Raw genomic sequence first — 25,991 nt, 5'->3', positions numbered from 1 at the left:
GAAGGACGGTGAGGGACATATGAAGCTTTTACCCATAGCAATGCGCAGCGTGGTTTCGGTGATGCTGTTGGCCGGTGCGTCGACGGCCAGTGCTGTCAGCAAGGATATCAACGCCCTATTCAGGCCTGATCCCTCGAAACCCAATGAGAATACGTTTCGCAACACCACGCCGATTTCAGGGTATTGCGCGCTGTATCCGGACGTATGCCAGCGAGAAAACATGTTCAGCCTACAGCTACCCATCGCGTTCAATTCGTCCGGACCCATCCAGGCCAACCATGGCAGCACTCGGCATGGTGCAATGTTCGATGTACCGGCAACCTGGCGTTTGGCCCAGGTGACTCATACCGATACTGGCGAAACCGAAATGGTTCAAGTCCGCATTTCCGGTATCGGTTCGCGCTATCAGCTCCCGACCAGTGTGGTAGAACTCGTTGGAGGAGGTGTAGATATCGTGACCGCTCACAACCGGTTGTGGGGCGGTTCCAGTTGGAGATATGCCCCAGCGCCTTGTCGATCCACCAATTTTGGTACCTTGAATCACCTGATTTATAACTTCTTCTGGAAGACGCCAGTCGAAGGCGTGTGCGCAAAAAAAGCCAGTTACCTGATTCCCAGCCTGTCCTACCGTCATCTGGACTTTGCCTACGAATTGCGCACCCCCAATCCTTTGAAAATGTCGTCTGGCCAGTACATCGGGTCAGTGTCCTATGGTGTTGGCCCGGGGCAGGATTTCGATATGGGCGACGTGATGATGCCCACTGACTCGGTGATCACCCTCAATTTCAAACTGGACGTCGAGCACACCCTCAAGGTGGAGGTACCCCCTGGCGGCAACCGTGTCGAACTGGTTCCTCAGGAAGGCTGGCAAGCCTGGCTGAACAGCGGACGCAAACCGACGCGGCTGTTCCGTGACCAGCGCTTCCATATCTCGGCCTCTTCACGTTTCAAGATGGCAATCGAATGCCAGGCCGTCAGCGGCAATACCTGCGCGATTTCTGAAACCGGCACCGGCCACGCCGTGCCGGTGAACGTCAGCGTGACCTTGCCCGACGGCTTGGCAGATGCCAGCGGGCAGCCGGTGGTCCGTCGTCCGCTGTTGCGTGACGGCAGCGGCACCGAGCTGTTCCAGCCGAGTGTCTACGTCGATCGTCGGTCTGGAATGCTGCACTTCGAAGTGGCCCAAGGCAGCGTCGAGCAGATGCTGGACACCGGCGCCAAGGCTTATTCCGGCAGCGTCACGGTGATCTGGGATTCGGAAGTCTGAACGGCCCGTCGGCCAATTGTTTTTTGTGAGTTGCGTTCAATGCATGAGGTTAAGCAAGTGATGAAACAATTATGGGCATGGGTAGGGTTTTCCCTGTTTTGCGGCGCGGCCCAGGCCGGTCCGCAGATCGGTGTCGGGGTGGTCTATGACTACCTGGACGGCAACAAGACCACCTACATGAAACGGGTGTTCAACGGCGGGTCGTCTACGGCTTTCGTCAAGGTGAACATCCTGGAAATCATCTACAACAAAGACGGCACCTACAGCGAGGTGCCGCTGCAGAACCAGGCCAGTGCCCAGGCCCGGGATGGCCTGATGGCCAGCCCGGCGCGCCTGATCGTGCCGGCCAACGGGGTGCAGGGCACGCGGTTGCTGTTCATGGGCAACCGCGACAAGGAGCGTTATTTCCGCGTGCGTTTCGTGCCGGTGGTGCCCGAAGCGGAAGACGAATTCGCCGTCAGCGCCGAGGAACGCGAAGCCTATAAGAAAGAGCGGGTGGCGGCCGGGGTCAAGGTGTTGGCGGGCTACGGCACGGTGTTCTTCGTGCGGCCCAAGGACACCCGCTTCGACACCGTGATCGATGACAACGCCCAGCGCTACCAACTGCGCAACAACGGCAACAGCGTGGTGGTGATCGATGAGTTCAAGGACTGCGAGGCGAAGAAGGACAACGATTGCCGCCCGACTACCAAGCATCACGTGATGAAGGGCCGCACGTTCGCCTTCGACAAGGAAGCGGGGCGTGAGTATCGCTTCACCCTGATCGAAGGCAGCAAAACCCAGAACGTCGAGATCAAGGGCTGACGGCTGCCGCCGCCGCACCGTCGTTGACGCAAGAGGTAAATCAAAATGATCAAGACACGGCTACGCCCCCTCGCACTGACCGCCCTGGTCATGCCCTGGTCGTCGACCTGGGGGGCTGTCGAGCGGGAGACGTTCGAGCTCTACGTGACCATCCCGACGGCCGACTTCTATGTGTTGCCCCTCGACCCGCAACTGGTCCAGCGCGAACAGCGCCTGCCGTTCAGCACGGTCACTTCGCAGCTGAGCCCGTTGCGAGCCACGTATGAAGTGAAAAACAGCAACGGCTCCATTGGCGCGCGCCTCGGGGAGGAGGCCTACCTGTCCAATGGCCGTGATCGCATCGACTTGCGCGTACGGTTCAACGGCGTCGAGCTGACCCTGGATTCGACTCAGGTGGTCTCGGCCACTGAAGCCCGGCCAGGCCGCCAGGTGCCACTGGAGATCGCCGCTGTCCCTCCCGATGACGATTACAAGCCAGGGGATTACTACGGCACGGTGCACATGGTGTTCGACGCCACCGCGCCCTAGGCGACCGGCACTCGTCGAGCCAGTACGAAACCTTCGTGACGAGGGAGCTTGCACCCATTGGGACGGTTCGACGCTTCGGGCGAAGCTGCCCGTGCTTGTTCCGGCCTTGCCGTCGCTGCGACTGCTGCGCAGTCGAGCGGGAGCAAGCTCCCTCGCCACAAGGGCAATCGGCGTCGCCGGCGCACCGATGCTGCTTCGCCGCTTCTCCAATAACGATGAAAAAAAGGAAGTTAAAACATGTTGAAGAAATTTATGTCCGTTACCGCTCTGGCCGCCGCGGCCTTGAGTCCTGCGCTGGCCTTGGGGGCCGATGATGCACATTCGGCCATTCATATCGAGGCGAAAATTCCGACTCAGCAGTTCCATGTGCAGCCGCGGGATCCGGAGTTTGGCAAGGATGAGTACATGTACTACGACCCCATCACCTATAAACTCACGTCTTTGCGCCACACCTTTGATGTGAAGAACACCGACGGTTCGGTCCACGCGTACATCGAGAATGCTAACCAGACAGGTGCCATCCACCTGACTAACGGCGTCGATATTGTGTCCCTGAGGGTTCTATTCAACGGTGTACCCTTGGATGACCGGCCTCAGGAAGTCGTGGACGATGCCACGTCCACACCTGGGACCCAGGCAGACATGCGTGTCGTTGTTGCAAACTCGCCTACCCGCCCCCTTTCTCCCGGCGTGTATAACGCGGACTTCACGGTAATTTTCGATGCGGTGCCTCGCGTCAACCCCTGACCTGGGGCTACCCCTGACTTTGTGGCGAGGGGATTTATCCCCGCTGGGCTGCGCAGCAGCCCTGAAAGCCGACACCACGGTGGATCAGGTTGATGGCGCGCTTTTTGGGGGCAGCTGCGCAGCCCAGCGGGGATAAATCCCCTCGCCACAGGGGCCTTGCACCACATTCCCGTGACTCATTGCCGCGCCACCAACGGCTTGCACTGAGTATGACTCCCCGGTTGCAAGTAAGAGGTGAGAAACGGCGCCATGCCCTTGAGCACCTGCACCGGCAAGGCTGAGGTGAACTTGAAGTTCTGCGCCGAAGCTCCCGGGACGTAGGCGGTGAGGGTGCCGAAATGGCTGTCGCCGATGTAGAACACAAAGGTGGCGGTGCGGTTGATGGATTTGGAACTGAGGATCCGTCCGCCGGCGCCGATGGCTTCGATGCGGTTGTCGCCGGTGCCGGTCTTGCCCCCCATCGCCAGCGGCGTGCCGTCGGCCAGTTTGAAACTGCCGGCCACCCGTTTCGCGGTGCCGGCATCCACCACCTGGGACAGCGCGCCGCGCAGGGCCCGGGCCACTTCCACCGGCATCACCCGCTTGCCGTTGTCCGGATTGCTGACCAGCCGCGTTTCGTAGGGCGTGCCGACGGCAAAGTCGAGGCTGTCCACGCGCAGCGCCGGTTGCCGGATCCCGTCGTTGAGGATGGTGCCCACCAGTTCCGCCAGCGCGGCAGGGCGGTCACCGGAGCTGCCGATGGCGGTCGCCAGTGACGGCACCAGATGGTCGAACGGATAGCCGACTTTCTGCCAGCGTTGATGAATATCCAGGAACGCTTCGATCTCCAGCATGGTGCGGATGCGACTGTCACGAGCGCTCTTGTGCCGGCTCTTGAACAACCAGCTGTAGACCTCCTGGCGCTCGAACTGGCTGGCCTTGACGATCTGGCTGAACTTGGCGTCGGGGTTGTTCAACAGGTAGCCCATCAACCACAGGTCCAGCGGGTGCACCTTGGCGATGAAACCCTGGTCCGGCAGGTCATAGGCACCGGGGCCGTAGCTCTGGTAGAGCCGTTCCAGGCGTTCGTCGGTGAGCTTTTCACTGCTCTTGGCTGATTTGAGGTGCGAGCGCACGAACAGGTTGAAACTCTCCTGGCTGTCATTGGGAAAGAAGTACCGGTGCACGGCGGCCAGGCGGATTGCCGTGGGGTGCATGCTGTCGAGAAAGGTTTCCAGGCGCTGGGCCGTGTCCTTTTTCTGATACTTCTTCCAGAACCTGAGCAGGAACGAAGTACCTTCGCGGTCGGCGAACTGGGCCAGGTATTCCTGGCGCCGCGGGTCCTTGTCATCCTTGAGCAGTTCGGCGCTGTTATCCGGACCGCCATAGGTGGAATAGCGTACCAGGTCCCGCATCAGGCGGATGAAGGGCAGGTTGATCGACTCCCGCAGGGCGTCGCGCAAGGTGGGGTTGCGGCCGTTGTCTTCGTTGCGGAAGTTGTGGAAGGTGTGCAGCCCGCCCCCGGTGAAAAACGCCTCGCCAGGGCTGGCTGAATAGGTGCGATCCAGCGCCGCCTCGAGCATTTTCGACAGGTCGCGGTCGCCGTTCTGAATCAGGTAATCCACGGCCCAGCGGGACAGGCGGTCCTGCTCGGCGATGTCGGCTTTCTTCAGCTCGGCCGGGGTCTGCCGGGCATAGCGATCATGCAGCTCGGCGATGATCTGCAGGTAGGTCGTGAGGACCCGCAACTTGGCGGTCGAGCCCAGCTCCAGCTTGCTGCCTTCGTTGATGTCGAAGGGCTGGTCGGTGCTGTCGGTCTGTACCCGCACCCGTGAGCCGTCCGGGGTCAGTTCCAGCAGTGTGAAGCTGTAGCGCACCTGGGTGGTGCTGGTGGGGGTCAGCAGGCGTTCTCCCATCAGGCCGATCTCGGCGGCGAACGCCGGGTCGGCCAAGCGCTTGAGATACTCAGTGGCCTGGGCCTGCAAATCGCTTTGCAAGGTGCTGGTCGCCGACAGGTCCAGGCGATCGAGGTCGTAAAGTGGCCGATTGAGTAGTGTGGCAAGGCGACTGCGGGCAGCGCTGATGCCTTTGTTGGTTTCGATGGGCTGGATGGTCGGTTGTTGGACCCAGTCGCGGTAACTGACCTTGCTCGCCAGCGCGGCCTGGGCCATTGCACCGTCGATCACGCCGTTTTGCGCCAGCAGGCGGATGTGGCTGTCGGTCAGGCTTGCCAGTTCATCGTGGCCCTTGGTCAGGTAATGGGAAGGGCGGCGCTGGGCGATCATCAACGAGAGCATTTCCCGCAGCGCGAGGCCTTTTTCCGCCATGGCCTGTGGGTCGGTGGCGGTGCTGAACAGCCGTTCATTGGCCCGGTTGAAATCGGCCCCGTACCACACCCGCAAGCCTTCGGCCATGCCATGCACTTCGCCATGCCCCGGTACGGCGGAGAGCGGCACGCTGTTGAGGTAGTCACGGACCACCCGCTGCCGCGCTTGGAGGGTCTGCGGGCCGGCCTGGTAGGCACGCACGCTGGCGGAAATCATCTGCCGGATTTTCTCCGCGCCGGACACCGTCAGGCCTTCGGGAGAGTGGCGGTACTTTTCCAATTGCGTCGCCAGCGTACTGCCCCCAGCGGACTGGCCCGGCAGACTCAGCAGCTTGGCCACCTGCGACCATGCCGCCATGGCGAAGCGCGGCCAATCCACCGCCGGGTTGGCCAAGGGTTGTTTGGGGTCGAGCAAGAAGCGGTTCTCGATGAACAACAGGCTTTGCACCACCACCGGCGGGATGGCGTCGAAACTTGAATACAACTGCTGCGGGTATTTGAACTGATACACCGGGGCAGCGCGGCAATCGGTGATGGTCAGCCCGGCCTGGATTTTTTCTGCGTAGGGTACGAACAGGCCTTTATCGACGTAACTCATCAGAGCCGGCGAGAAACGGGCCTGGGCCTGGATCACGTAGTCGCGCTTGAGCAGGCGCGGCAGGAACTCCCCCAGGGCGCTGTAGCCCAGCCGTCGGTCGAATGGGCCTGCACCGGGATAGACAATCGAATCGCTGGGCCCCGGTTGCACCGAGTAGCTCAGGGACGCGGCGTATTTGCTGAGCTCCCGGGACTGGAACTGCGCCGTGCGCATTTCCTTGGCCACCGCCAGGCCGACTACCACGACGATAATCAACAGCAACAACCAGAACGCCCGCCAGCCATGCCGTGCGCGGCGTTTTTTCTGGGGTGTAGGCGCTTCTTCCATACGTTCAGTCGGGACCACAGGTTTATTCGAATCGGTTTGCCACAAAGCGCCCATAGTCGACTGATCCATTCAAGCAGATTGATCGGACTTGCTTGAAGCTTAGACGGTGGTTGGCGTGGGGGGAGGGAAATTGCCGGGCAACTGTTTTGCAGGGATCCGGTCAAGGTATTCAGGTCGACAGGCTCTTGTGGCGAGGGAGCTTGCTCCCGCTGGGTGGCGCAGCCGCCCTCGCTCTTTCTTAAGCCACCTGAATTGCCCAGGTATCGGTCGATGCGTCTGCTGCGCAGCCGAGCGGGAGCAAGCTCCCTCGCCACGGGTACTACGTTTTTTTCGGAAGTTTCGTTCCGTCATCAGCGCGCCGGACTGTCCTGGGTAACGCTATCGTGATCAGTAACTAAATCGCAGGAAGCCAAGGAATGCGTCGCCTACGTCCAAACTCTCATCGATTGCGTCGCGGCCGCTCTTCTGAGCATGGACGCGGTTATCTCATTACAACGGTCGTCCACGGACGTGCGCCTATTTTCCGCAACTGGAGACTGGGTCGCTTACTGGTTGCACAAATGCGCCAGGCTCATGAGCGAGGACAGGTCACCTCACTTGCCTGGGTTGTAATGCCCGATCATTTGCATTGGCTGGTGCAGTTGGAGAAAGTCCCGCTTACTCAAGTGATGCAGACGGTTAAATCCCGCAGCACCCTTGCAGTCAACCGAGCCATGAATAGAAACGGTGCGTTCTGGCAAAGCGGCTTTCACGACCGCGCGATCCGTGACAACCAGGATCTGCTGCCCTTTGCCCGCTACATCATTGCCAGTCCTCTTCGTGCCGGGTTGGTTAAGCGCATCGGCGATTACCCACTTTGGGATGCTGTCTGGCTTTGATCGCTATTAGGACTGATCCGCTTTTGTGGCGAGGGAGCTTGCTCCCGCTGGGTGGCGCAGCCGCCCTCGCTCTTTCTTAAGCCACCTGAATTGCCCAGGTATCGGGCTATGCGTCTGCTGCGCAGCCGAGCGGGAGCAAGCTCCCTCGCCACGGGGGTATGTGTTCAAGGGGGGGCAATATCAGTCAATGGCTCTCAAAAAACAGTATTTTTTTTGGTTTTTGCCTGAATTTATTCGGTTTTACAGTGAATCTCTCTATCCTTGGCTTCCTATACTGCACGGCCCGCTGATCCTGTTCTGTTGTCCTACAGGACGGTCTGTCCACGAGACAGGCCCGGTTTCGGCAAGGTGGCAGGCTTACCCGCTTGCGCCTTGGAAACTCGGTGGTCAATCCAATAACAAGACGAGGTTGTACCTATGCCTGTCGGCAATCATCTGCCCCATGGCGAGACCGCTCAGGGTGGTCCGCTCAAACGTGAACTCGGCGAGCGGCATATCCGCCTGATGGCGCTCGGCGCCTGTATCGGTGTCGGGCTGTTCCTCGGTTCGGCCAAGGCCATTGAAATGGCCGGCCCGGCAATCATGCTTTCTTACATCATTGGTGGCCTGGCGATCCTGGTGATCATGCGCGCCCTCGGCGAAATGGCCGTGCATAACCCGGTGGCCGGTTCGTTCAGCCGTTACGCCCAGGATTATCTCGGTCCGCTGGCCGGCTTCCTGACCGGCTGGAACTACTGGTTCCTGTGGCTGGTGACCTGCGTGGCGGAAATCACCGCCGTGGCGGTGTACATGGGCATCTGGTTTCCCGATGTGCCCCGCTGGATCTGGGCATTGGCCGCGTTGGCCAGCATGGGGGCGATCAACCTGATCGCGGTCAAGGCCTTCGGTGAATTCGAGTTCTGGTTCGCCCTGATCAAGATCGTCACCATCATCGCCATGGTCATCGGTGGCGTCGGCATCATTGCCTTCGGGTTCGGCAACGACGGCGTGGCCCTGGGCATTTCCAACCTCTGGACCCACGGGGGCTTCTTGCCCAACGGCGTGCAGGGCGTGTTGATGTCCTTGCAAATGGTGATGTTCGCCTACCTGGGCGTGGAGATGATCGGCCTGACCGCCGGTGAAGCGAAGAACCCACAGAAAACCATCCCCAACGCTATCGGCTCGGTGTTCTGGCGGATTCTGCTGTTCTACGTCGGCGCGTTGTTCGTAATCCTGTCGATCTACCCATGGAACGAAATCGGCACCCAGGGCAGCCCGTTTGTGATGACGTTCGAGCGCCTGGGCATCAAGACCGCCGCCGGCATCATCAACTTCGTGGTGATCACCGCCGCGCTGTCGTCCTGCAACGGCGGGATTTTCAGCACCGGGCGGATGCTCTATAGCCTGGCGCAGAACGGCCAGGCCCCGGCCGGCTTCGCCAAGACCTCGGCCAATGGCGTGCCGCGCCGGGCATTGCTGTTGTCCATCGCCGCATTGCTGCTGGGCGTGCTGCTCAACTACCTGGTGCCGGAAAAAGTCTTCGTCTGGGTGACTTCCATCGCGACCTTCGGCGCAATCTGGACGTGGGTGATGATCCTGCTGGCGCAGCTTAAATTCCGCAAAGGCTTGAGTGCTTCCGAGCGTGCGGCCCTGAAGTACCGGATGTGGCTGTACCCGGTCAGCTCGTACCTGGCCCTGGCATTCCTGGTGTTGGTGGTGGGGCTGATGGCCTACTTCCCGGACACGCGGGTGGCGCTGTATGTGGGGCCGGCGTTTCTGGTATTGCTGACGGTGCTGTTCTACAGCTTCAAGTTGCAGCCCCGGGATGCGTCCGCAGGCGTGGTGCGTTCGGTTTAGTGAATCAACCAAGTTGCAAGAGGGCCCCGGTCGGATGATCGGGGCTTTTTTGTTGATGGGAGTAAATGCCTTCTGCCTGTTAGTTCTTACAGTAGACCCCACCTTGACACGCACATAGATTGACCGTTCCTTGCTCTCTTGCGAGCGTGCCTATGACGACTGCCCGTGACTCAGGAAAACGACTGATCCGATTTGGAGACCGCTCAGCGTTGGTAGCGGTGATAGTCCTCGCACTGGCGGTGCGATTCCACGCAATCACAGTGCCTTCAATCTGGTATGACGAAGCTTTCAGCATACTGCTTGCCAGGCATCAGCCTTCACAGATCTGGGACATTACGGCACGGGACGTTCATCCGCCTCTCTATTATCTCGTGCTGCATGACTGGATGATGCTGTTCGGCGATGGTGCCTTGGCCGTCAGGTCACTCAGCGCATTAGCGGACGTGGGCGCTGTATTGCTGAGCATTAAATTGATGAGTCTCGTTACCACGCGCAGGGCGACCTGGATGGCGGCGCTGCTCTTGGCATTGCTTCCGATCTCGGTCCGTTACAGCCAGGAGGCGCGCATGTACACCTTGCTCGGATTTTGGTTGATGGGCGCTACGGTGGCCCTGGTGAGCTGGGTGAACGCGCCTGGGACGAAACGTTTTCCCGTTATTTACGTGCTGTTGATGACCGCAGCTTTCTACACCCACTATTTCTCCGCGCTGTGCGTACTGGTTCACTGGTTTTATGTATGGCGGGGGCGGCAAGGTGTTTTCTCAACTTCACTATCTGCGCGGTCATGGTTAATGGCCAATGTGGCTATAGTGCTGTTATACATTCCTTGGCTGCCTCATCTGTTCGACCAACTATCGCGTTCACAGTCCCTCATTATCTGGATACCGCCCATCACGGTTGACGCGTTGGTCAGCCTCGTCTGGCAGTTTGCCGTGATGAATAGTTGGGGCGAGCATTCGTTATGGATGCGCACACTGCCGTTGGTCGGCGTCGTTGTATGTGCGGCGATACTGCTTTGGAAAAGTAACGATCAGCGGCGCTATGCCAGTCTATTGATCAGTTATTTTTTTATCCCGGTTGTTGTTCTTGCCCTGGTGGCGATCGCCGTACCGTTGTTCGCTCCTCGCTATCTGGTATTTGCTGCAGTGGGATTGCCGCTGATGGTTGCCGCCGCGCTGGACAGATTGGCTTGGAGTAAGAGCATCTTGGTGGCCTTGATAGTTGCGACGGCAGTAGAAGCACAAGGATTACAGTTGGTCTATCGACAGGCGGATGGCTTGAATGGTACCGATTATCGTCGCGATTTCAGGTTTGACACATTGGCGGCCGAGATCAAGCGAGCCGCATTACCGGGGGATGAGATCGTTTTCGAGTCCTTGGTGTGGAACCTGCCTTTCAACTACTACAACCAGACAGGTATTGAACCCAAGTTTTACATTCGCTCGTCTGTTGAAGCTTTTCTGAAGATCTCAAACCTGGGTGGCTATGCAGTGGTGCCAGGTAACCCTGGGACAGTATATTTCAACGATATCGAGGTGTTGAAACGCTCTGGATGCAGGGTTTGGTGGGTAGCCGATGGCGCTTATGTGGATGCCCAGCGGCTACTGGCCAAGGATTGGGAGCGGGCCTTCATGTTAGTTGAAGGAACAGTGGTCGCTTCGCTATTTGTCCCCAGGACGACACCAGCTCCCGCCGAGACTGGCAATCAGACCATTGCTAAGCAGCCTCCACGTCCATCGGCTCAAAACTGTCCGCCCGCGCCATCTGCCACATCCGCGAGTAAAACTCCCCATTCACCTCCCCGGTCAGCAATTCCCCCGGTTTCAAAAACACATGCAACTGCGAGAACAGCTTGATCTCGGTCGCCGACATCCGCCGCACCAGGTGCTTGGGTTGCAACTGCGATGGATGGTCGAGGCCGGCGGCGGCGAGCATTTCGGCCAGGGCCTTGAGGGTGTTGCGGTGGAAGTTGTAGACGCGCTGGGCCTTGTCCGGGACCACCAGGGCGCGTTGGCGCAAGGTGTCCTGGGTGGCGACGCCGGTGGGGCATTTGTTGGTGTGGCAGCTTTGCGATTGGATGCAGCCGATGGCGAACATGAAGCCACGGGCGGCGTTGGCCCAGTCGGCGCCGATGGCCAGGACGCTGGCGATGTCGAAGGCGCTGACGATCTTGCCGCTGGCGCCGAGCTTGATCTTGTCCCGCAGATTCAGGCCCACCAGGGTGTTGTGCACGAACAGCAGGCCCTCGCGCAACGGCACGCCGATGTGGTCGGTGAATTCCACCGGCGCCGCGCCCGTGCCGCCTTCCTTGCCGTCGACGACAATGAAATCGGGCAGGATGCCGGTCTCCAGCATGGCCTTGGCGATGCCCATGAATTCCCACGGGTGCCCCAGGCAGAACTTGAAGCCCACCGGTTTACCGCCGGACAGCTCCCGTAGCTGCTGGACGAATTGCATCAACTCCAGGGGAGTGGAGAACGCGCTGTGGCGTGACGGTGAAACGCAATCCTCGCCCATGAGAATGCCGCGGGTCTCGGCGATTTCCCGGGTGACCTTGTGCTTGGGCAGGATCCCGCCGTGGCCGGGCTTGGCGCCCTGGCTCATCTTGATTTCAATCATCCGCACCTGTGGGTTCTGTGCCTGGACGGCGAAGCGCTCCGGGTCGAAGCGCCCGTCGCTGGTGCGGCAGCCGAAGTAGCCGCTGCCCAGTTCCCAGGTCAGGTCGCCGCCGTGTTCGCGGTGATAGGGGCTGATGCTGCCCTCGCCGGTGTCGTGGGCGAAGTTGCCAAGCTTGGCGCCTTGATTCAGCGCGCGGATGGCGTTGGCGCTCAGGGAGCCGAAGCTCATGGCCGAGATGTTGAACACGGAAGCCGAATACGGTTGGGTGCATTGCGGGCCGCCGACCGTCACGCGAAAGCCGCTGGGGTCGCTCAATGGCGCCGGGCGCATGGAGTGGCCGATGAATTCGAAGCCGGTCTGGTACACGTCGATCAGGGTACCGAACGGTTTGTCGGCGCTTTCATTCTTGGCCCGGGAGTAGACCAGCGAACGTTGTGCCCGGGAAAAGGGCAGGGCGTCGCTGTCGGATTCGAGCAGGTACTGGCGGATCTCCGGGCGGATGCCTTCGACCAGGTACCGAATATTGCCCAGGATCGGATAGTTGCGCCGTACCGCGTGGCGGCTCTGGAACAGATCGAACAGCCCCAGCAGACTCAACAACCCGGTCACCAGCGTGATCGGCCAGAGCCAGTCGTGTTGCAGGAACGGCAGGCTGGCGAGGGTGAACAGCACACAGCCGGCAAAGAAGGCGTAACGGCTCAACAGCGACAGGCTCATACGGTTTCCTTGGGGTTGGACATCAGAGGGGCGCGCAGGCAAGGCATCCCGACATTCTGCGCTGGCAGCGAAACGGCGGGCAAGCCTGTGGCGAGGGGATTTTCTCCAGAGAGATACCCGACTTCTGATCGCGTATCACATGGCCGGTCCTCTGTGGCGAGGGAGCTTGCTCCCGCTGGGGTGCGAAGCAGCCCTCAAGCCAGTCGCCTCGGTGTGTGGGGGATTGCCTTCAACCTTTTGGGTCTGCTGCGCAGCCCAGCGGGAGCAAGCTCCCTCGCCACAGGGGCGCGCCTGGCACTGCTTCATATGGCAAGGGAGGTGCCAGGGCCGCCGGGTTGCGTTTCACCCCGCCTGTTTCATCTGCCGCAACGGCAGTTCCACGCGGAAGGTGGTGCCAACCCCGACTTCGCTGCGCACGGTGATCTCGCCGTTGTGCTTCTTCACGATCCCGTAGGAAAGTGACAGCCCCAGCCCTGTGCCCTGGCCGATGGGTTTGGTGGTGAAGAAGGGGTCGAAGATTTTTTGCAGGGTTTGCGGTGGGATGCCCGAACCGTTGTCGGCGACTTCGATCCATACGGTGTCTTCGCCGACACCGTTGCGCAGGGTGATGGTGCCGCGCTCGGGGCCGATGGCCTGGGCTGCATTGACGATCAGGTTCATGATCACCTGGTTGATTTGCGACGGCAGGCATTCCACTTCCGGTAGCGGCGTGTATTCCTTGACCACGTCGGCCTTGTACTTGATTTCATTGGCGACGATGTTCAACGTCGAATCCATGCCCTGCTGAAGGTTTGCCATCTGCCATTCCTGGCTGGAGTCGACCCGCGAGAAGTCCTTCAAATCCTTGACGATCTGCCCGACCCGGGCGATACCGTCCTTGGATTCCTTGATCAGCAGCGGAATGTCTTCCACCAGGAAATCCAGTTCCACCTTTTCGCGCAGTTTCGTCAGGCTCATCAGCAATTCGGGCGAGGCGATGGCTCCTTCGGCGCCGCCATAGGCACTGAGCATCTCCTGCAGCTTGGCAAAGTAGCCGTCCAACGCCCCGAGGTTGGAGGAGATGAAGCCGATCGGGTTGTTGATTTCATGAGCCACCCCGGCTGCCAACTGGCCCAGCGAGGCAAGTTTTTCCGACTGCACCAGCTGGGTTTCCAGCATCTTGCGTTCGTCGATTTCCATTTGCAGCAGCTCGCTGGCCTGTCTGAACGCTTGGGTACGTTGTTCCACCAGGTCCTCGAGCTTGTTCATTTTCAGTTGGGCGCGAGAGGTCATTTCCCATTTGGTGGTCAGGGTGTTGGCCATCTGCTGGACTTCGATGTTGTCGAAGGGTTTTTTCAGGATCAGCAACCGGTCATGGCCGTTCAGTCGGTCGAGCAGCTCATCCCAGGAGTAATCCGAATACGCGGTGCAGACCACCACCTGCAGCAGCGGGTCGCGCTTCCACAACTCTTCGATGGTCTTGGCACCATCCCAGCCTTCGGGCATGCGCATGTCGACGAACGCCAAGGCGTAGGGGCGCTCCTTTGCCACGGCGTCCAGCAACTTGTTCAGGCCTTCCTGCCCGCCATAGGCCGAGTCGAGTTCAAACACGGTGGTGGCCGGTTTCGGGGCGTCGCCGAACAGTGCGTTTTCCATGTCCAGCAGGTCGGGGTTGCTGTCGTCCTGTGGAGTCAGGATCTTGCGGAAATCGTCATGAATGGCGGGCGTATCGTCGATCAACAGGATGCGTCGGTTACTCAGGCTATTCATTGCTCACCTTCTGCGAGTTTCAGGGGCAGTTGCAGCGCGAACGTTGCCCCTTTGCCTGGCCCCTCACTGTGTGCGGTGAGGTGGCCGTTCATTTCGATGGCCGCCAATGCGCAGCTGTGCAGGCCAAACCCGTGGCCTTCCTTACGAGTGGTAAAACCATGGGCGAAGATGCGTGTCATGTTCTCCTCGGGGATGCCTTCGCCTTCGTCCGTGACGCTGATCCGCAAGGTCTCGTCGTCCACCACCTCGGCCCTGAGGGTCATGTTCCGCGCATGGTTGGAGACCCCGGCCATGGCGTACTTGGCGTTGCTGATCAGGTTGATCAGGATCAGCAGCAAGCGATGCTTGTCGCCCATGATGCGCGGCACATCGCCGTATTCCTTGATGACCGTAACATGATGGCGGGTCAGTGCGCCGGAGTTCATGCGCAAGGCATCTTCGAGCAGTTCGCTGACCACCAGCGGTTCCAGCAGGCTGTTGGCGCCGGCGTAGGATTGTTGCGTGGAGACGATGTCCTTGATGTGGTCCACGCTCTTGCTCAACTGGGCCAGTTCGTCGATCAGGCCCTGCTGCTCCAGCGCAATGGCTTCCACCAGTTGATTGAGGTAGCCGGGCAGCAGTTTGCCTTTGTCGTCCTCGGTGAGGAAATGCCCCAGGTCGTGAGGGTGTTCGTTGATCAATTGCATCGCCTTGCCCAGGCCTACCGCTTTGCTGCTGCGCAGTTTGCGGCTGACCAGGTCGGCGGAAATGTTCACGCTGTTGAGCACGTTGCCGACGTTGTGCAGCACGTTGGTCGCGATCTCCGCCATGCCGGCCTGGCGGGCGGTGTCCATCAGTTCGCTCTGGGTGTCCTTGAGCTGGCGGGTACGCTCTTCGACCCGTTGTTCCAGTTCATCGTTGGCGCTTTGCAGGGCGTTGTTGACCCGCTTGATCTCGCCGAAACTGCGTATCAAACGCACCGCCAGCCAGATCAATATCAACACCAGCAACGTGGCGAACACCAGCAGGTAGACGTGATTGCGCTGGTATTGGCTGGCGGCGATTTCCTGGTCTTTTTCCAGCAGACTGCTGATGGCATCCAGATGATCGGACACCGGGATGGCCTCGATGCCTTCCAATAACTCATTGACCCGCGGCTGTTCGCGCAGGATCAGGGCAATGTGCCGGCTCAGGATATTGACGGAGTCATTCAGCCCCTGAGGCAAGCGCTCTTTGTTCACGTCGAGCCGATTCAGGCCCACCAACACTTCGGCGGCGATCTCGCGGGTGGTGAGCTGGGCAAATTCCATACTGCTGAGCAGCAGGTCGTAAGTGTCGATGGCGACACTTTGCAGTTGCAGTTTTTCCTCGTCGGACAGCTGGTTGAACTGAGCCTGGATGTCGTCCTCGGCGGTGGGCAGGAAGGCCAGGGAGTTGCGCAATATCGCGTTGCGCGACTTGAACTGCTCCACCAGGCGGGTCTTGTCCTTGACCGCCTTGAGGTATTCGTCACGCAGGCCTTCCCAGCGCGACGGCGCATGGCGACCCGGTTCCGACTCGATAGCGTCGAGGCGCTGCCACAGCCGCGCCATCTCGTGCAGCGGCGACACCAGTGGATCGTAGTTATGGCTCAGGGCGATACGCGACTTGAGCACTTCGTTGTCCCAGATGGCGTCCTGTTGCTTGAGCAGGCGGATCAGGTCCCGGGATTCAATGTACGAGGCGGCCTGTTGCGCACCGGAATTGACGTACATGAACAGCAGGACCGAAGCCAGCAGCAGGCCGATGAAGGCAAGGCCGAGGCGGCGTAGAACTGTCATTGAGGCTTGCCCTCCCATTCGCCGGTCAGGGTCTTGAGGAATTCAACGATCAGTTCGGTGTCGTTTTTCTGCGGCTCACGTCCCAACTGGTACTTGAACATGACTTCTACCGCCTTCTCCAGGGTCGGCGCCGACCCCTTGTGAAAATAGGGGGCGGTCATCGCGACGTTACGCAGGCTCGGCACCTTGAAAACCTGACGGTCCGCCTCGTCGCCGGTGACATTGAAGCGTCCTTCATCGGCCCGGGTCGGATTGCCCCGGTCGGCAATGTAGTCGCCCATGACGCCGAACTTCTGGAACATGTTGCCGCCGATGTTCACCCCCTGATGGCAGGCAATGCAGCCGTACTCCTTGAAGCGCTGGTAACCGAATTTTTCCCGGGGCGTGAGGATGTCGGTATCGCCCAGCAGGTACTGGTCGAAACGCGAATTGGGAGTCAGCAGGGTGCGTTCATAGTCGGCCAGGGCATTCTGGATATTGGGGGCGGTCACGCCGTCGGGGTAGGCTTCTTTGAAATCCTTGACATAGCCTGGGTCGTCGGCGATGCGCTTGAGCACCGTTTCCCAGGTGCTGGCCATTTCCGTGGAACTGGTCACGACATCCTGAGCCTGTTCTTCCAGGGTATCGACCCGACCGTCCCAGAACTGATGGAAGTTCAGGCTGGCATTGAGCACCGTGGGTGTATTGACCTCCAGCGGCTTGCCGTCGAAGCCCGTGGAAAACGGCTTGTCGTCGGCTCCGCCCTTGTCCAGGCGATGGCAACTGGCGCAGGACAAGGTGTTATTGACCGACAGCCGCGGATCATTGAACAGGCGCAGGCCCAGTTGGACGCGCTTGGGGTCCAGGGTCGGAACAGGGGGGAGCGGTTTGAGCGGTTCGTCCAAGGGCGCGGCGTGTGCCGCCACGCTCACGCCCACGAACAGCCCCAGAGCCAGTAACAGTCCAGATGACGCCATCGGGTGCTTCCTTGAATCTTTTCGTTGAAGGTAGTTGGCGGTTCATGAAAACGGGTACTGGCGTTGCTCCCACTCGGTCATCCATTGGACGAAGGCTTGCGGCTCCACCGCCTTGCTGAAGAAGTACCCCTGCGCTTCCTCGCATTGGTGGCGCTTGAGGAACTCCAATTGCTCAAGGGTTTCCACGCCTTCGGCAATGATGTGCAGGTTCAGGCTGCGGCCCAGGTTGATGATGGTGCTCACCAACTTGGCATCATTGCTGTCGATGCTCAGGTCGCCGACGAACGACTGGTCGATCTTCAACACATCCACTGGAAATTTCTGCAAATAGCTCAGGCTCGAATAGCCGGTGCCGAAGTCGTCGATGGCCAGCCGTATTCCCAGTTGCTTGATCGCCCTGAGGACCGCGACGGTGGTGTCGATGTTCTGCATCAGCACGCTTTCGGTGATCTCCAGTTCTAACTGTGTCGGGTCCAGTCCGGTTTCCTTGAGGGTACGGGCGATGCCTTCGACGAAACCGCGCTGGCGAAAATCGATGGCCGAGACATTCACCGACAGGCATAGCGGGCGCATCCCCTGGGCTTGCCAGCGGCAGGATTGTTGGCAGGCTTCCTGGAGCACCCATTGGCTCAGCGGCACGATCAGCCCGCTGTCCTCGGCCACCGGGATGAAGTCCGATGGATACACCAGGCCGTAGTCCGGGCGGTTCCAGCGCACCAGCGCCTCGACACCGACCACCTTGCCGCTGGTCAGGTCCAGCTTGGGCTGGTAGTGCAGCACGAATTCCTTGCGTTGCAGGGCCAGGCGCAAGCCGGATTCGATGGTCTGCTGCTGGCGTGCCCGGCGGTTCATGTCCTCGGTGAAAAACCGGTAGTCATTGGGGCCGGTTTCCTTGACGTTGCGCATCGCGGTTTCGGCCTTCTTGATCAGCGCCACGGCGTCGAAACCGTCGACCGGGTACACGCTGACCCCCAGGCTCGCGGTGACGGTCAGGTCATGGCCGTCGATCGGTTGCGCAGAGCTGATGGCCGCCAGCAGTTTTTCCGCCACGCCCTTGGTCTGCTGCGGGTCGGTGATGTCCCCCAGCACCACGACGAATTCATCGGAGCCGTAGCGAAACACCGAGTCCGATTCGCGCACCACGGTTGACAGGGTTCGGGCCACGCGCTTGAGCATTTCGTCGCCCACCGGATGCCCCAGCGCATTGTTGATGCGCTTGAAGCGATCCAGGCCAATGAACATCACCGCCAGTTGCCGATCGTGGCGTCGGCACTGGGCCATGGCCTGGGTCAGGCGGTCGCCCAGCAACATGCTGTTGGGCAGCTCGGTGAGCACATCGTATTGCAGCAGGTGAGAAACCTTGAGCAACTCCTGGACGCGCTCCTCGATCGTGCGCTCCAGGCTGCGCATCTTGCGCGCGGCGTCCTGGGCCAGCTGCCATTTCCAGGTCATGGCGCTGGCCATCTGGCGGATTTCCAGGGTGTCGAACGGCTTCTTGAGGATCAGCAACTGATCGTCGAACTCGATCCGCTCCGACATGGTTTCCCAGGTGTAGTCCGAGAACGCCGTGCACAGCGCAATTTGCAGCCGCGGGTCGGCCTCCCACAGTTTCTCGATGGTCTGCAGGCCATCCCAGCCCGGCGGCATGCGCATGTCGGCGAACACCAGGGCGTAGGGTTGGCCTTCGGCCTGGGCGCGCTTGACCAGCTCCAGCGCCTCCTCGCCCTGGTAGGCCGAGTCGATCTGGAACTGCAGCCGGCTGACCTGCGGGGTGCCGAACAGCAAGCTCTCGGTGTCGTCCAGCGACGCATCGTTACCGGCGCTGGGGCTGAGAATCTTGCGAAAATCCTGGTGGATCGCCGGCGTGTCGTCCACCACCAGGATTCGTCTGTTCGCAGGGACCGACAACGGATTCATGGGCTGCTCTCCGATAGCTCGCTCGCCGGTCGGGTCCAATGGTCGGTGACCGGGACGATGGTGCCGGCCTTGAGCAGTTCGGCTGCCTGGCCGCTGTCTACTACAGTGCTGAAGTAATGCCCCTGGGCCTGCATCGAGCCGCCGCTGGACATCAACGTGGAGCGTTGCTCCTGGGTCTCGACGCCTTCAGCGATGATCCCGATGCCCACATCCCGGGCGAAGTTGATGATCGCCCGCAGGGTCGTGGCGTTCTCCGGATCGGCGTTGGCGCTGTCGAGGAACCGCTGGGCGAGCTTGAGGTGGTTGACCCGGTAGGTCTTGAGGTAATCGAACGAGGAATACTCGGTGCCGAACTCATCGATGGCGATCTGCACACCCAGTTCACACAGGCGCGGCAGTACGTCGTTGTGGGTCCACTTGGTCTGGGCCAGGGTGGCTTCGGTAACGTCGAAGCGCAGGTCCCAGGGCGCCAGTTCCCAGCGGGCGGTGGTGCGCAGTACGTCGTAGATCAGTTCCGGACCGGTCTTGAGCTGGGTCAGCGACAGGTCGAGCGCAATCACCGGTGGCGCCATATTCTGGTCGCGCCACTGGCGCATCTGCTGGCAGGCCTGGTCCAGCACCCAATGGCCGAGAGGGATGATGATCCCGCTTTTTTCCGCCGCCGGCATGAACGATTCCGGCTCCAGCCAGCCGCGCTCGGGATGCTTCCAGCGCACCTGCACGCCCATGCCGAGGATCTTGCCGGTGCCCAGGTCGACTTCCGGCAGGTAATGCAAATGCAGCTCCTGGTTCTCGATGGCTCGACGCAGATCGTTGGCCAGGGCGACCCGGTCCGTCACCTCCTGGTTAATTTCCTCGTTGTGGAAGTGGTACTGGTTGCGACCCTTGTCCTTGGAGCGGTACAGGGCCATGTCGGACTGCGCCATCAGGCTGTCGGCGCTCACGCTTTGCGGGGTGTACAGGGCAATGCCGATGCTCACCGATACCCGCACGTCGTTGCCATCCAGGGAGTAGGGCGCCACGAGGGTGTCGCGGATCTTGGCCGCCAGCGCCGCGCAGTGGGTCGCCTCGTGCACGTCCAGTTGCAGGATGGCGAACTCGTCGCCGCCCAGGCGCGCCACCACGTCGTTTTCCCGGGTGCAGCCCTTGATGCGCGCGGCGACTTCCTGCAACAGCAGGTCACCGACGGGGTGGCCGAGGGTGTCATTGATTCGTTTGAAGTGGTCCAGGTCCAGGTAAAACATCGCAAACGGCGCCGCGCCCCGGCGGGCAGCCGCGAAGGCCTGATGCAGGCGCTCGATCATCGTGGCGCGGTTGGCCAGGCCGGTCAGGCCGTCGGTGCGGGCCAGCAGGGCGATTCTTTCCTCGGCCAGCTTGCGCTCGGTGATGTCCAGAATGATGCCTTCCACCTCCAGCAACAGGCCTTGGTCATTGCGCACCGGAATGTAGCGGTTTTCCACCCAGCGGAACGCGCCGTCGCCGGTGCGCATGCGAAATTCGATGGACGCGCCCGCGGTGTCGCGGTCCAGTACGCGGACCATGGCCTCGCCGACCTTTCCCTGGTCGTCAGGGTGGATCAGGATCTGCGCCCAGTCCGGCGCGTTGATCAGTTGCGCCGCGACATGGCCGAACTTGGTGATGTTGTGGGAGATGTACATCAACGGGAACGGCGGTTCGCCCCGCAGGCGATAGAGGATGGTCGGGCTGTTCTGCACGATGATGTTGGCGTCGGCCAGCTCCCGGGTCCGTTCCTCGACGGCGCGCTCGAGCATGTCCATTTTCAGCGCCGCGTCTTCGGTCATCTGCCATTTGACCGTCAGGGTGCTGGCCATCTGACGGATCTCGATGGCATCGAAGGGTTTTTTCAGGATGAGCAGTCGGTCGCCCAGTTCGAGGCGCTCTGAGATGTCCTCCCAGGAGTAGTCCGAATAGGCGGTGCACAGCGCCACTTGTAGCTTGGGGTCGACGCGCCACAGTCGTTCGATGGTCTCCAGGCCATCCCAGCCCGGCGGCATGCGCATGTCGATGAAAGCCATGGCAAAGGGCCGCCCCTGGGCCAGTGCAGTCTCTACCTTGTTCAGGGCTTCCATGCCCTGGAATGCCGAGTCGAGCACGAAACTCTGGCTGGCGATGGCCACCGGTGCGCCGAACAACGCCTCTTCGGCGTTGCTCAGGCTGTCTTCGGTAACGACCTGGGGGCTGAGGATCTTGCGGAAATCCTCATGGATGGTCGCGGTGTCGTCGACGATCAGGATCCGCCGATTGGTCTTTTCCATCGACAGGTTCATGGCCGTGCACCGTCGAGATGCGGACTACGGAACCGTGGGTACATCTGATGTCCCTTTCGCTGGCATGAGTACGCTGGCCTGTACATGGCCCTTCATGGGGTACAGCATAGTCGTCTCATCCGGATGCGCTCGGTCAGTGATGGCAAATGTGTCTAAATTTTCTCAATCTACTAACCTGTCTTTTGGGGGACGGTAGAACGGTTGTGGTTCATAGGAGGGGGTAGCAATGGAAGATCAATCGCCGGACGTTCCGGTCAAGAAGCCGACGGTGTTGCTGGTTGACGACGAAGAGTCGATTCTCAATAGCCTGCGCCGCTTGTTGCGCAGCCAGCCGTACGAGATCCTGCTGGCCGACAGTGGCGCCAAGGCCCTGGAAATCCTCAGGGAGCGGCCGGTCGACCTGGTAATGACCGATGCGCGCATGCCCAACATGGACGGCGCCACGCTGCTGGCGCAGATTCGCCAACTGTATCCGTCGACCTTGCGCATCCTGCTCACCGGTTATGCCGATGTGGACATGATGACCAAGGCCATCAACGAGGGGCAGCTCTACCGCTACCTCAGCAAGCCCTGGAACGATGAAGAACTGGTGCAGGCCCTGCGCCAGGCCCTGGCCCACCAGCATTCCGAAAGCGAACGCCAGCGCCTCGAAGCGCTGACCCGCGAGCAGAACCAGCAACTCAAGACCCTCAACGCCACCCTGGAAAAACGCGTGGCGTCGCGCACCTCCGAGTTGCAGCAGACCGCCGACATGCTCGACCTGGCCTACGACGAGCTCAAGCGCAGCTACGTGACCAGTACGGAAGTGTTCTCGTTGATCGCCAACCTGCGCCTGCCCAAGGCCAAGCAGACCAACCGCCAGATCATCGAACTGATCCGGGTCTACAGCCGGCTGCATTTTCTCGATGAGTCCACTGACCGCGACCTGACCATGGCCGCGGCGTTGTACAACATCGGCAAGCTGAGCTGGACCGATAACATGATGGTCACCCCGGCCGACATGCTGCACCACACCGAGCTTGAGCTGTATCGCGCCTACCCCAGGCAGAGCGAGTCGCTGCTGATGACCCTGGATCCGATGAAAGATGCGGCGCGGATCATCCGCCATCATCAGGAGCGTTGGGATGGCAGCGGGTTCCCCGAGCACTTGAAGGGAGAGGCGATCCCGTTCGGTTCGCGGCTGTTGAAACTGGCGGTGGACTTCATCGAACTGCAGCGCGGCCTGATCCTCGAACGGCAGATGAACAGCGACGAGGCTTTGGTGTACATCCGCAAATACGCCGGCAAGCTGTACGACCCGGACATGGTCGAGGACTTCATCAAGGCCTGCGGGGAATACCTGGAAGACGTGACCCTGTCCGACCCGACAGTCAAGGTCATGACCACTCGCGAGCTGGGGGCCGGCATGGTCCTGGCGCGCAACCTCAACGCCGACAACGGCATGCTCTTGCTCAACGCCGGCAAGGTCCTGAGTGGCCCGCTGGTGGAAAAGCTCATCGCTTTCGAAGCGATGGAAGGCGCCCGGTACAGCGTGTTCGTCAAAGTCCCCGAGGAAGAGGCCGACCCCTCGGCACCCAAGCCGATCCTGGGGTGAAAACCACCCCGACAGACAACACCACCCCCTGTGGGAGCGAGCTTGCTCGCGATAGCGTCATGTCCGTCATCCATGTGCTGACTGATCTGCCGCCATCGCGAGCAAGCTCGCTCCCACAGGGTGATGTGTTGGATTCGGTATCGGCGCCAGGCTTTGCTACCACCGCGCCGATCTGTAATCTCCCAAGCCTTTCCCCCGCCAAGGCTGCCCTTCCATGACCCATCCCCTCATCCGCATCGCCGCTGCCCTATTGATCGGGCCGGACGGCCGGACCCTGCTGGTGCGCAAGCGCGGCACCCTGGCGTTCATGCAACCGGGGGGCAAGATCGAGCCTGATGAACAACCGGTCCAGGCCCTGGCTCGCGAGCTGGAGGAAGAGCTTGGGCTGCTGATCGAGCCGGCGCATGCTCGTTACCTGGGCACCTTCAGCGCGCCAGCCGCCAACGAGCCGGGGTTCGTCGTGCAGGCCGAGGTGTTTCTGGTCACGGTCGACGGCGCGGTGTCGCCTGCCGCCGAAATCGAAGAAGTCCGCTGGATCGACCTGGACGACGAAGGCGATCTGTGCTTGGCGCCGTTGACAGGCGAGGTGATCCTGCCGTTTTATCGAGCCACCTGTCACGATTCAAGGCTCAAGGACTGCTGCCCATGATTCCATTGCCGGACCTGCTGATTTTCGCCGCCGCCGCGTTGCTGATGGTGCTCACGCCGGGACCGAACATGATTTACCTGATTTCCCGTTCGATCTGCCAGGGCCGCAAGGCCGGGGTCACGTCCCTGCTGGGCGTGGTGGCGGGGTTCTTCGTGCATATGTTCGCTGCCGCCGCCGGGCTGACGGCAGTGTTCCTGGCGGTGCCCACGGCTTATGAAGCGTTGAAATGGGCCGGTGCGCTGTACCTGCTGTGGCTGGCCTGGCAGGCCGTGAAGCCGGGCGCACGTTCGCCGTTCGAAGCCCGCCAGTTGCCCGCGGACTCGACGCGCAAGTTGATCACCATGGGGTTTCTCACCAGTGCCCTGAATCCGAAGATCGCGGTGTTTTACCTGTCGGTGTTCCCGCAGTTCATCAGTCCGGAGCACGGCTCGCTGTTCACCCAGAGCCTTATCCTCGGGCTGACCCAGATCAGCGTCAGTTTCAGCGTCAACCTGCTGATTGCCCTGTTCGCCGCCGGCATTGCTTCGTGGTTCGTCCACAACCCGACGTGGCTGGCGGCGCAGCGCTACTTCATGGGCTTTGTCCTGGGGGCGCTGGCGGTGCGGCTGATGCTTGAGCAGCGGCGCACGGCATGAGCATCCGGCGGCTGCGGGCGGGTGATGCCTCGGCCTATCGCGAGTTGATGCTCCAGGCTTATGCTCGTCATCCCCAGGCATTCACCTCCAGTGTCAACGAAAGAGCGGCGCTGCCGATCAACTGGTGGGAATCGCGCCTGACCAGCCGGCTCGATGTGTTGCTCGGGGCATTCGTCGGGGATGAGTTGGTGGGTATCGTTGGGCTGGCCCTAGAGCCTCGGGAAAAGGCCCGGCACAAGGCGCTGCTGTTCGGCATGTACGTCAGCGAGCAGCATCACCGGCGCGGGCTAGGCCAGCAACTGCTGGAAGCGGCCCTCGCCGAAGCCCGGCGCCATGCCTTCCTGCGGCTGGTGCAACTGACCGTCACTGCCGGCAACGACCCGGCCATCAGGCTCTACCAGCGCTGCGGCTTCGCCCTGTACGGCCTCGAACCCCAGGCGATTCGCGTGGGGGATGAATACTTCGACAAGATCCACATGTGGATGGAGCTCTAGGGCCTCATCGTCGGATCTAACAGCTAAATGACTGATGGGCCGCTATCGCGAGCAGGCTCGCTCCCACAGGGATTGGTGGTGTCCACAGAATTTGGCTTTGTCGCAGATCCCCTTGTGGGAGCGGGCTTGCTCGCGTAGGCGGTGGATCAGTGACATTTGTGGCAACTGGCACGGCCTCTTCGCGAGCAAGCCCGCTCCCACATTTGATCTGTGGTGGTCACAGATTTTTAGCACTGCGCAGGCCCAATGTGGGAGCGAGCCTGCTCGCGATTGGCTCGCAACGCGGTCTCACCGCACGGCACTGACCCCATCCAGCGTCGAAAACGAAGTGTCTTTGGCTGTCAGCAGAAAGTCGCGCATGTACGGTGCGTCGAGCATGTCGGTGCGGACCGCCGCGTACAGCGTGGCAAACAGACCTTTCTCCCCAAGCCGCTTGGCCTTCACGTAGCCCCGCGAGCTGTACTCGTGCAGCGCCCAGTGCGGCATGCCACAGACGCCACGGCCGCTGGCGACCAGTTGCATCATCATCACCGTCAATTCGGAGGTGCGCACCTGAGCCGGTTCGATGTCGGCCGGCTCCAGGAAGCGGGTGAAGATGTCCAGCCGGTCGCGCTCCACCGGGTAGGTGATCAGGGTTTCGCTGACCAGGTCTTCCGGCACGATATACGGCTTGCCGGCCAGGCGATGCTGGTTCGCCACGGCGAGCATCGCTTCGTAGGTGAACAGCGGCACGTAGGTAATGCCGGCCAGTTCCAGCGGGTCGGAGGTTACCACCAGGTCCAGGTCGCCCCGGGCCAGGGCAGGCAGCGGAGCGAAGGCGAAGCCCGAGGCCAGGTCCAGTTCGACCTCCGGCCAGGCATCGCGGAACTGGTCGATGGTGGGCATCAGCCACTGAAAGCAACTGTGGCACTCGATTGCCATGTGCAAACGTCCGGCGGTGCCGCCGGCCAGCCGGGCAATGTCGCGCTCGGCACCGCGCAACAACGGCAGGGTGGCATCGGCCAGTTGCAACAGGCGCAGGCCGGCGCTGGTGAAGCGCACCGGTTTGGTCTTGCGCACGAACAACGGCATTCCCAACCGTTCCTCCAGTTCCTTGAACTGGTGGGACAGGGCGGACTGGGTCAGGTGCAGGCGTTCGGCGGCTTCCACCAGGCTATCGGCTTCGCGCAAAGCGTGCAGGGTCTTGAGATGACGGAGTTCAAGCACCGAGTGGCTCCATGAGTAAAACTTGAGATCAACACGAAAAGGTTGAGTTTGTCTCATGTGGGGCGGGCTGTCGACAAT

18 protein-coding genes and 1 pseudogene are annotated in these 25,991 nt (G+C 60.9%); 10 read left to right on the top strand and 9 right to left on the bottom strand.

Features of this window, described 5'->3' with window-relative positions:
* The first annotated feature begins 19 nt into the window (after nucleotides 1–19).
* From ACLEJQ_RS18990 to ACLEJQ_RS18975, 4 genes are all read left to right on the top strand, one after another.
* Entirely contained in the window at nucleotides 20–1,267 is a 1,248-nt protein-coding gene (locus tag ACLEJQ_RS18990) for a hypothetical protein (protein ID WP_440797398.1), read from the top strand.
* Between the two features lie 60 nt (nucleotides 1,268–1,327).
* Nucleotides 1,328–2,071 carry a molecular chaperone gene (locus ACLEJQ_RS18985; RefSeq protein WP_440797397.1) on the top strand — a complete coding sequence of 248 codons (744 nt, stop codon included), beginning with the start codon at nucleotides 1,328–1,330 and terminating at the stop codon, nucleotides 2,069–2,071.
* Between the two features lie 45 nt (nucleotides 2,072–2,116).
* Nucleotides 2,117–2,599 (top strand): CS1 type fimbrial major subunit, encoded by a 483-nt coding sequence (locus tag ACLEJQ_RS18980; RefSeq protein WP_440797396.1) that lies wholly within the window; start codon nucleotides 2,117–2,119, stop codon nucleotides 2,597–2,599.
* A 237-nt stretch (nucleotides 2,600–2,836) separates the two neighbouring features.
* On the top strand, nucleotides 2,837–3,346 hold the full coding sequence (locus ACLEJQ_RS18975) for a CS1 type fimbrial major subunit (protein ID WP_440797394.1): 510 nt from the start codon (nucleotides 2,837–2,839) through the stop codon (nucleotides 3,344–3,346).
* A gap of 176 nt (nucleotides 3,347–3,522) precedes the next feature.
* Here the strand turns inward: ACLEJQ_RS18975 and ACLEJQ_RS18970 are convergent, their stop codons facing one another.
* Entirely contained in the window at nucleotides 3,523–6,630 is a 3,108-nt protein-coding gene (locus tag ACLEJQ_RS18970) for a transglycosylase domain-containing protein (protein WP_440797392.1), read from the bottom strand.
* A gap of 362 nt (nucleotides 6,631–6,992) precedes the next feature.
* Between ACLEJQ_RS18970 and ACLEJQ_RS18965 the strand changes: the two genes are divergently transcribed.
* Together ACLEJQ_RS18965 and ACLEJQ_RS18960 are read left to right on the top strand one after the other, a co-directional pair.
* Nucleotides 6,993–7,454: an REP-associated tyrosine transposase gene (locus ACLEJQ_RS18965; protein WP_440797390.1), complete on the top strand. Its 462-nt coding sequence runs from the start codon at nucleotides 6,993–6,995 to the stop codon at nucleotides 7,452–7,454.
* A 417-nt stretch (nucleotides 7,455–7,871) separates the two neighbouring features.
* The gene (locus ACLEJQ_RS18960) at nucleotides 7,872–9,290 is read left to right on the top strand and encodes an amino acid permease (RefSeq protein WP_440797388.1); all 1,419 of its coding nucleotides are present in this window, start codon (nucleotides 7,872–7,874) and stop codon (nucleotides 9,288–9,290) included.
* A 1,716-nt stretch (nucleotides 9,291–11,006) separates the two neighbouring features.
* Here ACLEJQ_RS18960 and ACLEJQ_RS18955 read toward each other — a convergent pair.
* From ACLEJQ_RS18955 to ACLEJQ_RS18925, 7 genes and pseudogenes are all read right to left on the bottom strand, one after another.
* Nucleotides 11,007–12,626 carry an FMN-binding glutamate synthase family protein gene (locus ACLEJQ_RS18955; protein ID WP_440797386.1) on the bottom strand — a complete coding sequence of 540 codons (1,620 nt, stop codon included), beginning with the start codon at nucleotides 12,624–12,626 and terminating at the stop codon, nucleotides 11,007–11,009.
* A gap of 342 nt (nucleotides 12,627–12,968) precedes the next feature.
* Nucleotides 12,969–13,403, bottom strand: coding sequence for a sensor histidine kinase (locus ACLEJQ_RS18950; protein ID WP_440797482.1), 435 nt, complete (start codon nucleotides 13,401–13,403; stop codon nucleotides 12,969–12,971).
* Nucleotides 13,404–13,694: 291 nt separating this feature from the next.
* Nucleotides 13,695–13,781 (bottom strand): annotated as a pseudogene (locus ACLEJQ_RS18945) (hypothetical protein); the annotation flags it as partial.
* A gap of 590 nt (nucleotides 13,782–14,371) precedes the next feature.
* On the bottom strand, nucleotides 14,372–16,174 hold the full coding sequence (locus ACLEJQ_RS18940) for a DAHL domain-containing protein (protein ID WP_440797384.1): 1,803 nt from the start codon (nucleotides 16,172–16,174) through the stop codon (nucleotides 14,372–14,374).
* A complete protein-coding gene (locus tag ACLEJQ_RS18935; protein ID WP_440797382.1) occupies nucleotides 16,171–17,130 on the bottom strand; it encodes a cytochrome-c peroxidase in 960 nt (319 codons plus the stop codon). The genes ACLEJQ_RS18940 and ACLEJQ_RS18935 overlap by 4 nt, the downstream gene beginning before the upstream one ends.
* Nucleotides 17,131–17,172: 42 nt before the next feature.
* Complete coding sequence (locus tag ACLEJQ_RS18930; RefSeq protein WP_440797380.1) at nucleotides 17,173–19,047, bottom strand: EAL domain-containing protein; 1,875 nt, start codon at nucleotides 19,045–19,047, stop codon at nucleotides 17,173–17,175.
* Nucleotides 19,044–21,335, bottom strand: coding sequence for a GGDEF/EAL domain-containing response regulator (locus ACLEJQ_RS18925; RefSeq protein WP_440797378.1), 2,292 nt, complete (start codon nucleotides 21,333–21,335; stop codon nucleotides 19,044–19,046). The genes ACLEJQ_RS18930 and ACLEJQ_RS18925 overlap by 4 nt, the downstream gene beginning before the upstream one ends.
* Before the next feature lie 226 nt (nucleotides 21,336–21,561).
* Between ACLEJQ_RS18925 and ACLEJQ_RS18920 the strand changes: the two genes are divergently transcribed.
* The 4 genes from ACLEJQ_RS18920 (at nucleotide 21,562) to ACLEJQ_RS18905 (ending at nucleotide 24,707) form a co-directional block, all read left to right on the top strand.
* Nucleotides 21,562–22,929 carry an HD domain-containing phosphohydrolase gene (locus tag ACLEJQ_RS18920; protein ID WP_440797377.1) on the top strand — a complete coding sequence of 456 codons (1,368 nt, stop codon included), beginning with the start codon at nucleotides 21,562–21,564 and terminating at the stop codon, nucleotides 22,927–22,929.
* Nucleotides 22,930–23,143: 214 nt separating this feature from the next.
* Nucleotides 23,144–23,578, top strand: a complete 435-nt coding sequence (locus ACLEJQ_RS18915; protein ID WP_440797375.1) for an NUDIX hydrolase — start codon at nucleotides 23,144–23,146, stop codon at nucleotides 23,576–23,578.
* Nucleotides 23,575–24,213 carry a LysE family translocator gene (locus ACLEJQ_RS18910; RefSeq protein WP_440797373.1) on the top strand — a complete coding sequence of 213 codons (639 nt, stop codon included), beginning with the start codon at nucleotides 23,575–23,577 and terminating at the stop codon, nucleotides 24,211–24,213. The genes ACLEJQ_RS18915 and ACLEJQ_RS18910 overlap by 4 nt, the downstream gene beginning before the upstream one ends.
* On the top strand, nucleotides 24,210–24,707 hold the full coding sequence (locus tag ACLEJQ_RS18905) for an N-acetyltransferase family protein (RefSeq protein ID WP_440797371.1): 498 nt from the start codon (nucleotides 24,210–24,212) through the stop codon (nucleotides 24,705–24,707). The genes ACLEJQ_RS18910 and ACLEJQ_RS18905 overlap by 4 nt, the downstream gene beginning before the upstream one ends.
* Nucleotides 24,708–24,995: 288 nt before the next feature.
* Here the strand turns inward: ACLEJQ_RS18905 and metR are convergent, their stop codons facing one another.
* On the bottom strand, nucleotides 24,996–25,913 hold the full coding sequence (gene metR, locus ACLEJQ_RS18900) for a transcriptional regulator MetR (RefSeq protein ID WP_245139514.1): 918 nt from the start codon (nucleotides 25,911–25,913) through the stop codon (nucleotides 24,996–24,998).
* Nucleotides 25,914–25,991: the final 78 nt, after the last annotated feature.

Source organism: Pseudomonas sp. SMV71, assembly GCF_052042015.1.
Lineage (GTDB): Bacteria > Pseudomonadota > Gammaproteobacteria > Pseudomonadales > Pseudomonadaceae > Aquipseudomonas.
This window is presented reverse-complemented; position numbering and strand designations above follow the sequence as displayed.

Bases quoted from the DNA above. Each gene is read 5' to 3' on its own strand.
- ACLEJQ_RS18990 (WP_440797398.1), top strand. From the start codon at position 20: ATGAAGCTTTTACCCATAGCAATGCGCAGCGTGGTTTCGGTGATGCTG.
- ACLEJQ_RS18985 (WP_440797397.1), top strand. From the start codon at position 1,328: ATGAAACAATTATGGGCATGGGTAGGGTTTTCCCTGTTTTGCGGCGCG.
- ACLEJQ_RS18980 (WP_440797396.1), top strand. From the start codon at position 2,117: ATGATCAAGACACGGCTACGCCCCCTCGCACTGACCGCCCTGGTCATG.
- ACLEJQ_RS18975 (WP_440797394.1), top strand. From the start codon at position 2,837: ATGTTGAAGAAATTTATGTCCGTTACCGCTCTGGCCGCCGCGGCCTTG.
- ACLEJQ_RS18970 (WP_440797392.1), bottom strand. From the start codon at position 6,630: ATGGGCGCTTTGTGGCAAACCGATTCGAATAAACCTGTGGTCCCGACT.
- ACLEJQ_RS18965 (WP_440797390.1), top strand. From the start codon at position 6,993: ATGCGTCGCCTACGTCCAAACTCTCATCGATTGCGTCGCGGCCGCTCT.
- ACLEJQ_RS18960 (WP_440797388.1), top strand. From the start codon at position 7,872: ATGCCTGTCGGCAATCATCTGCCCCATGGCGAGACCGCTCAGGGTGGT.
- ACLEJQ_RS18955 (WP_440797386.1), bottom strand. From the start codon at position 12,626: ATGAGCCTGTCGCTGTTGAGCCGTTACGCCTTCTTTGCCGGCTGTGTG.
- ACLEJQ_RS18950 (WP_440797482.1), bottom strand. From the start codon at position 13,403: ATGGATTCGACGTTGAACATCGTCGCCAATGAAATCAAGTACAAGGCC.
- ACLEJQ_RS18940 (WP_440797384.1), bottom strand. From the start codon at position 16,174: ATGACAGTTCTACGCCGCCTCGGCCTTGCCTTCATCGGCCTGCTGCTG.
- ACLEJQ_RS18935 (WP_440797382.1), bottom strand. From the start codon at position 17,130: ATGGCGTCATCTGGACTGTTACTGGCTCTGGGGCTGTTCGTGGGCGTG.
- ACLEJQ_RS18930 (WP_440797380.1), bottom strand. From the start codon at position 19,047: ATGAATCCGTTGTCGGTCCCTGCGAACAGACGAATCCTGGTGGTGGAC.
- ACLEJQ_RS18925 (WP_440797378.1), bottom strand. From the start codon at position 21,335: ATGAACCTGTCGATGGAAAAGACCAATCGGCGGATCCTGATCGTCGAC.
- ACLEJQ_RS18920 (WP_440797377.1), top strand. From the start codon at position 21,562: ATGGAAGATCAATCGCCGGACGTTCCGGTCAAGAAGCCGACGGTGTTG.
- ACLEJQ_RS18915 (WP_440797375.1), top strand. From the start codon at position 23,144: ATGACCCATCCCCTCATCCGCATCGCCGCTGCCCTATTGATCGGGCCG.
- ACLEJQ_RS18910 (WP_440797373.1), top strand. From the start codon at position 23,575: ATGATTCCATTGCCGGACCTGCTGATTTTCGCCGCCGCCGCGTTGCTG.
- ACLEJQ_RS18905 (WP_440797371.1), top strand. From the start codon at position 24,210: ATGAGCATCCGGCGGCTGCGGGCGGGTGATGCCTCGGCCTATCGCGAG.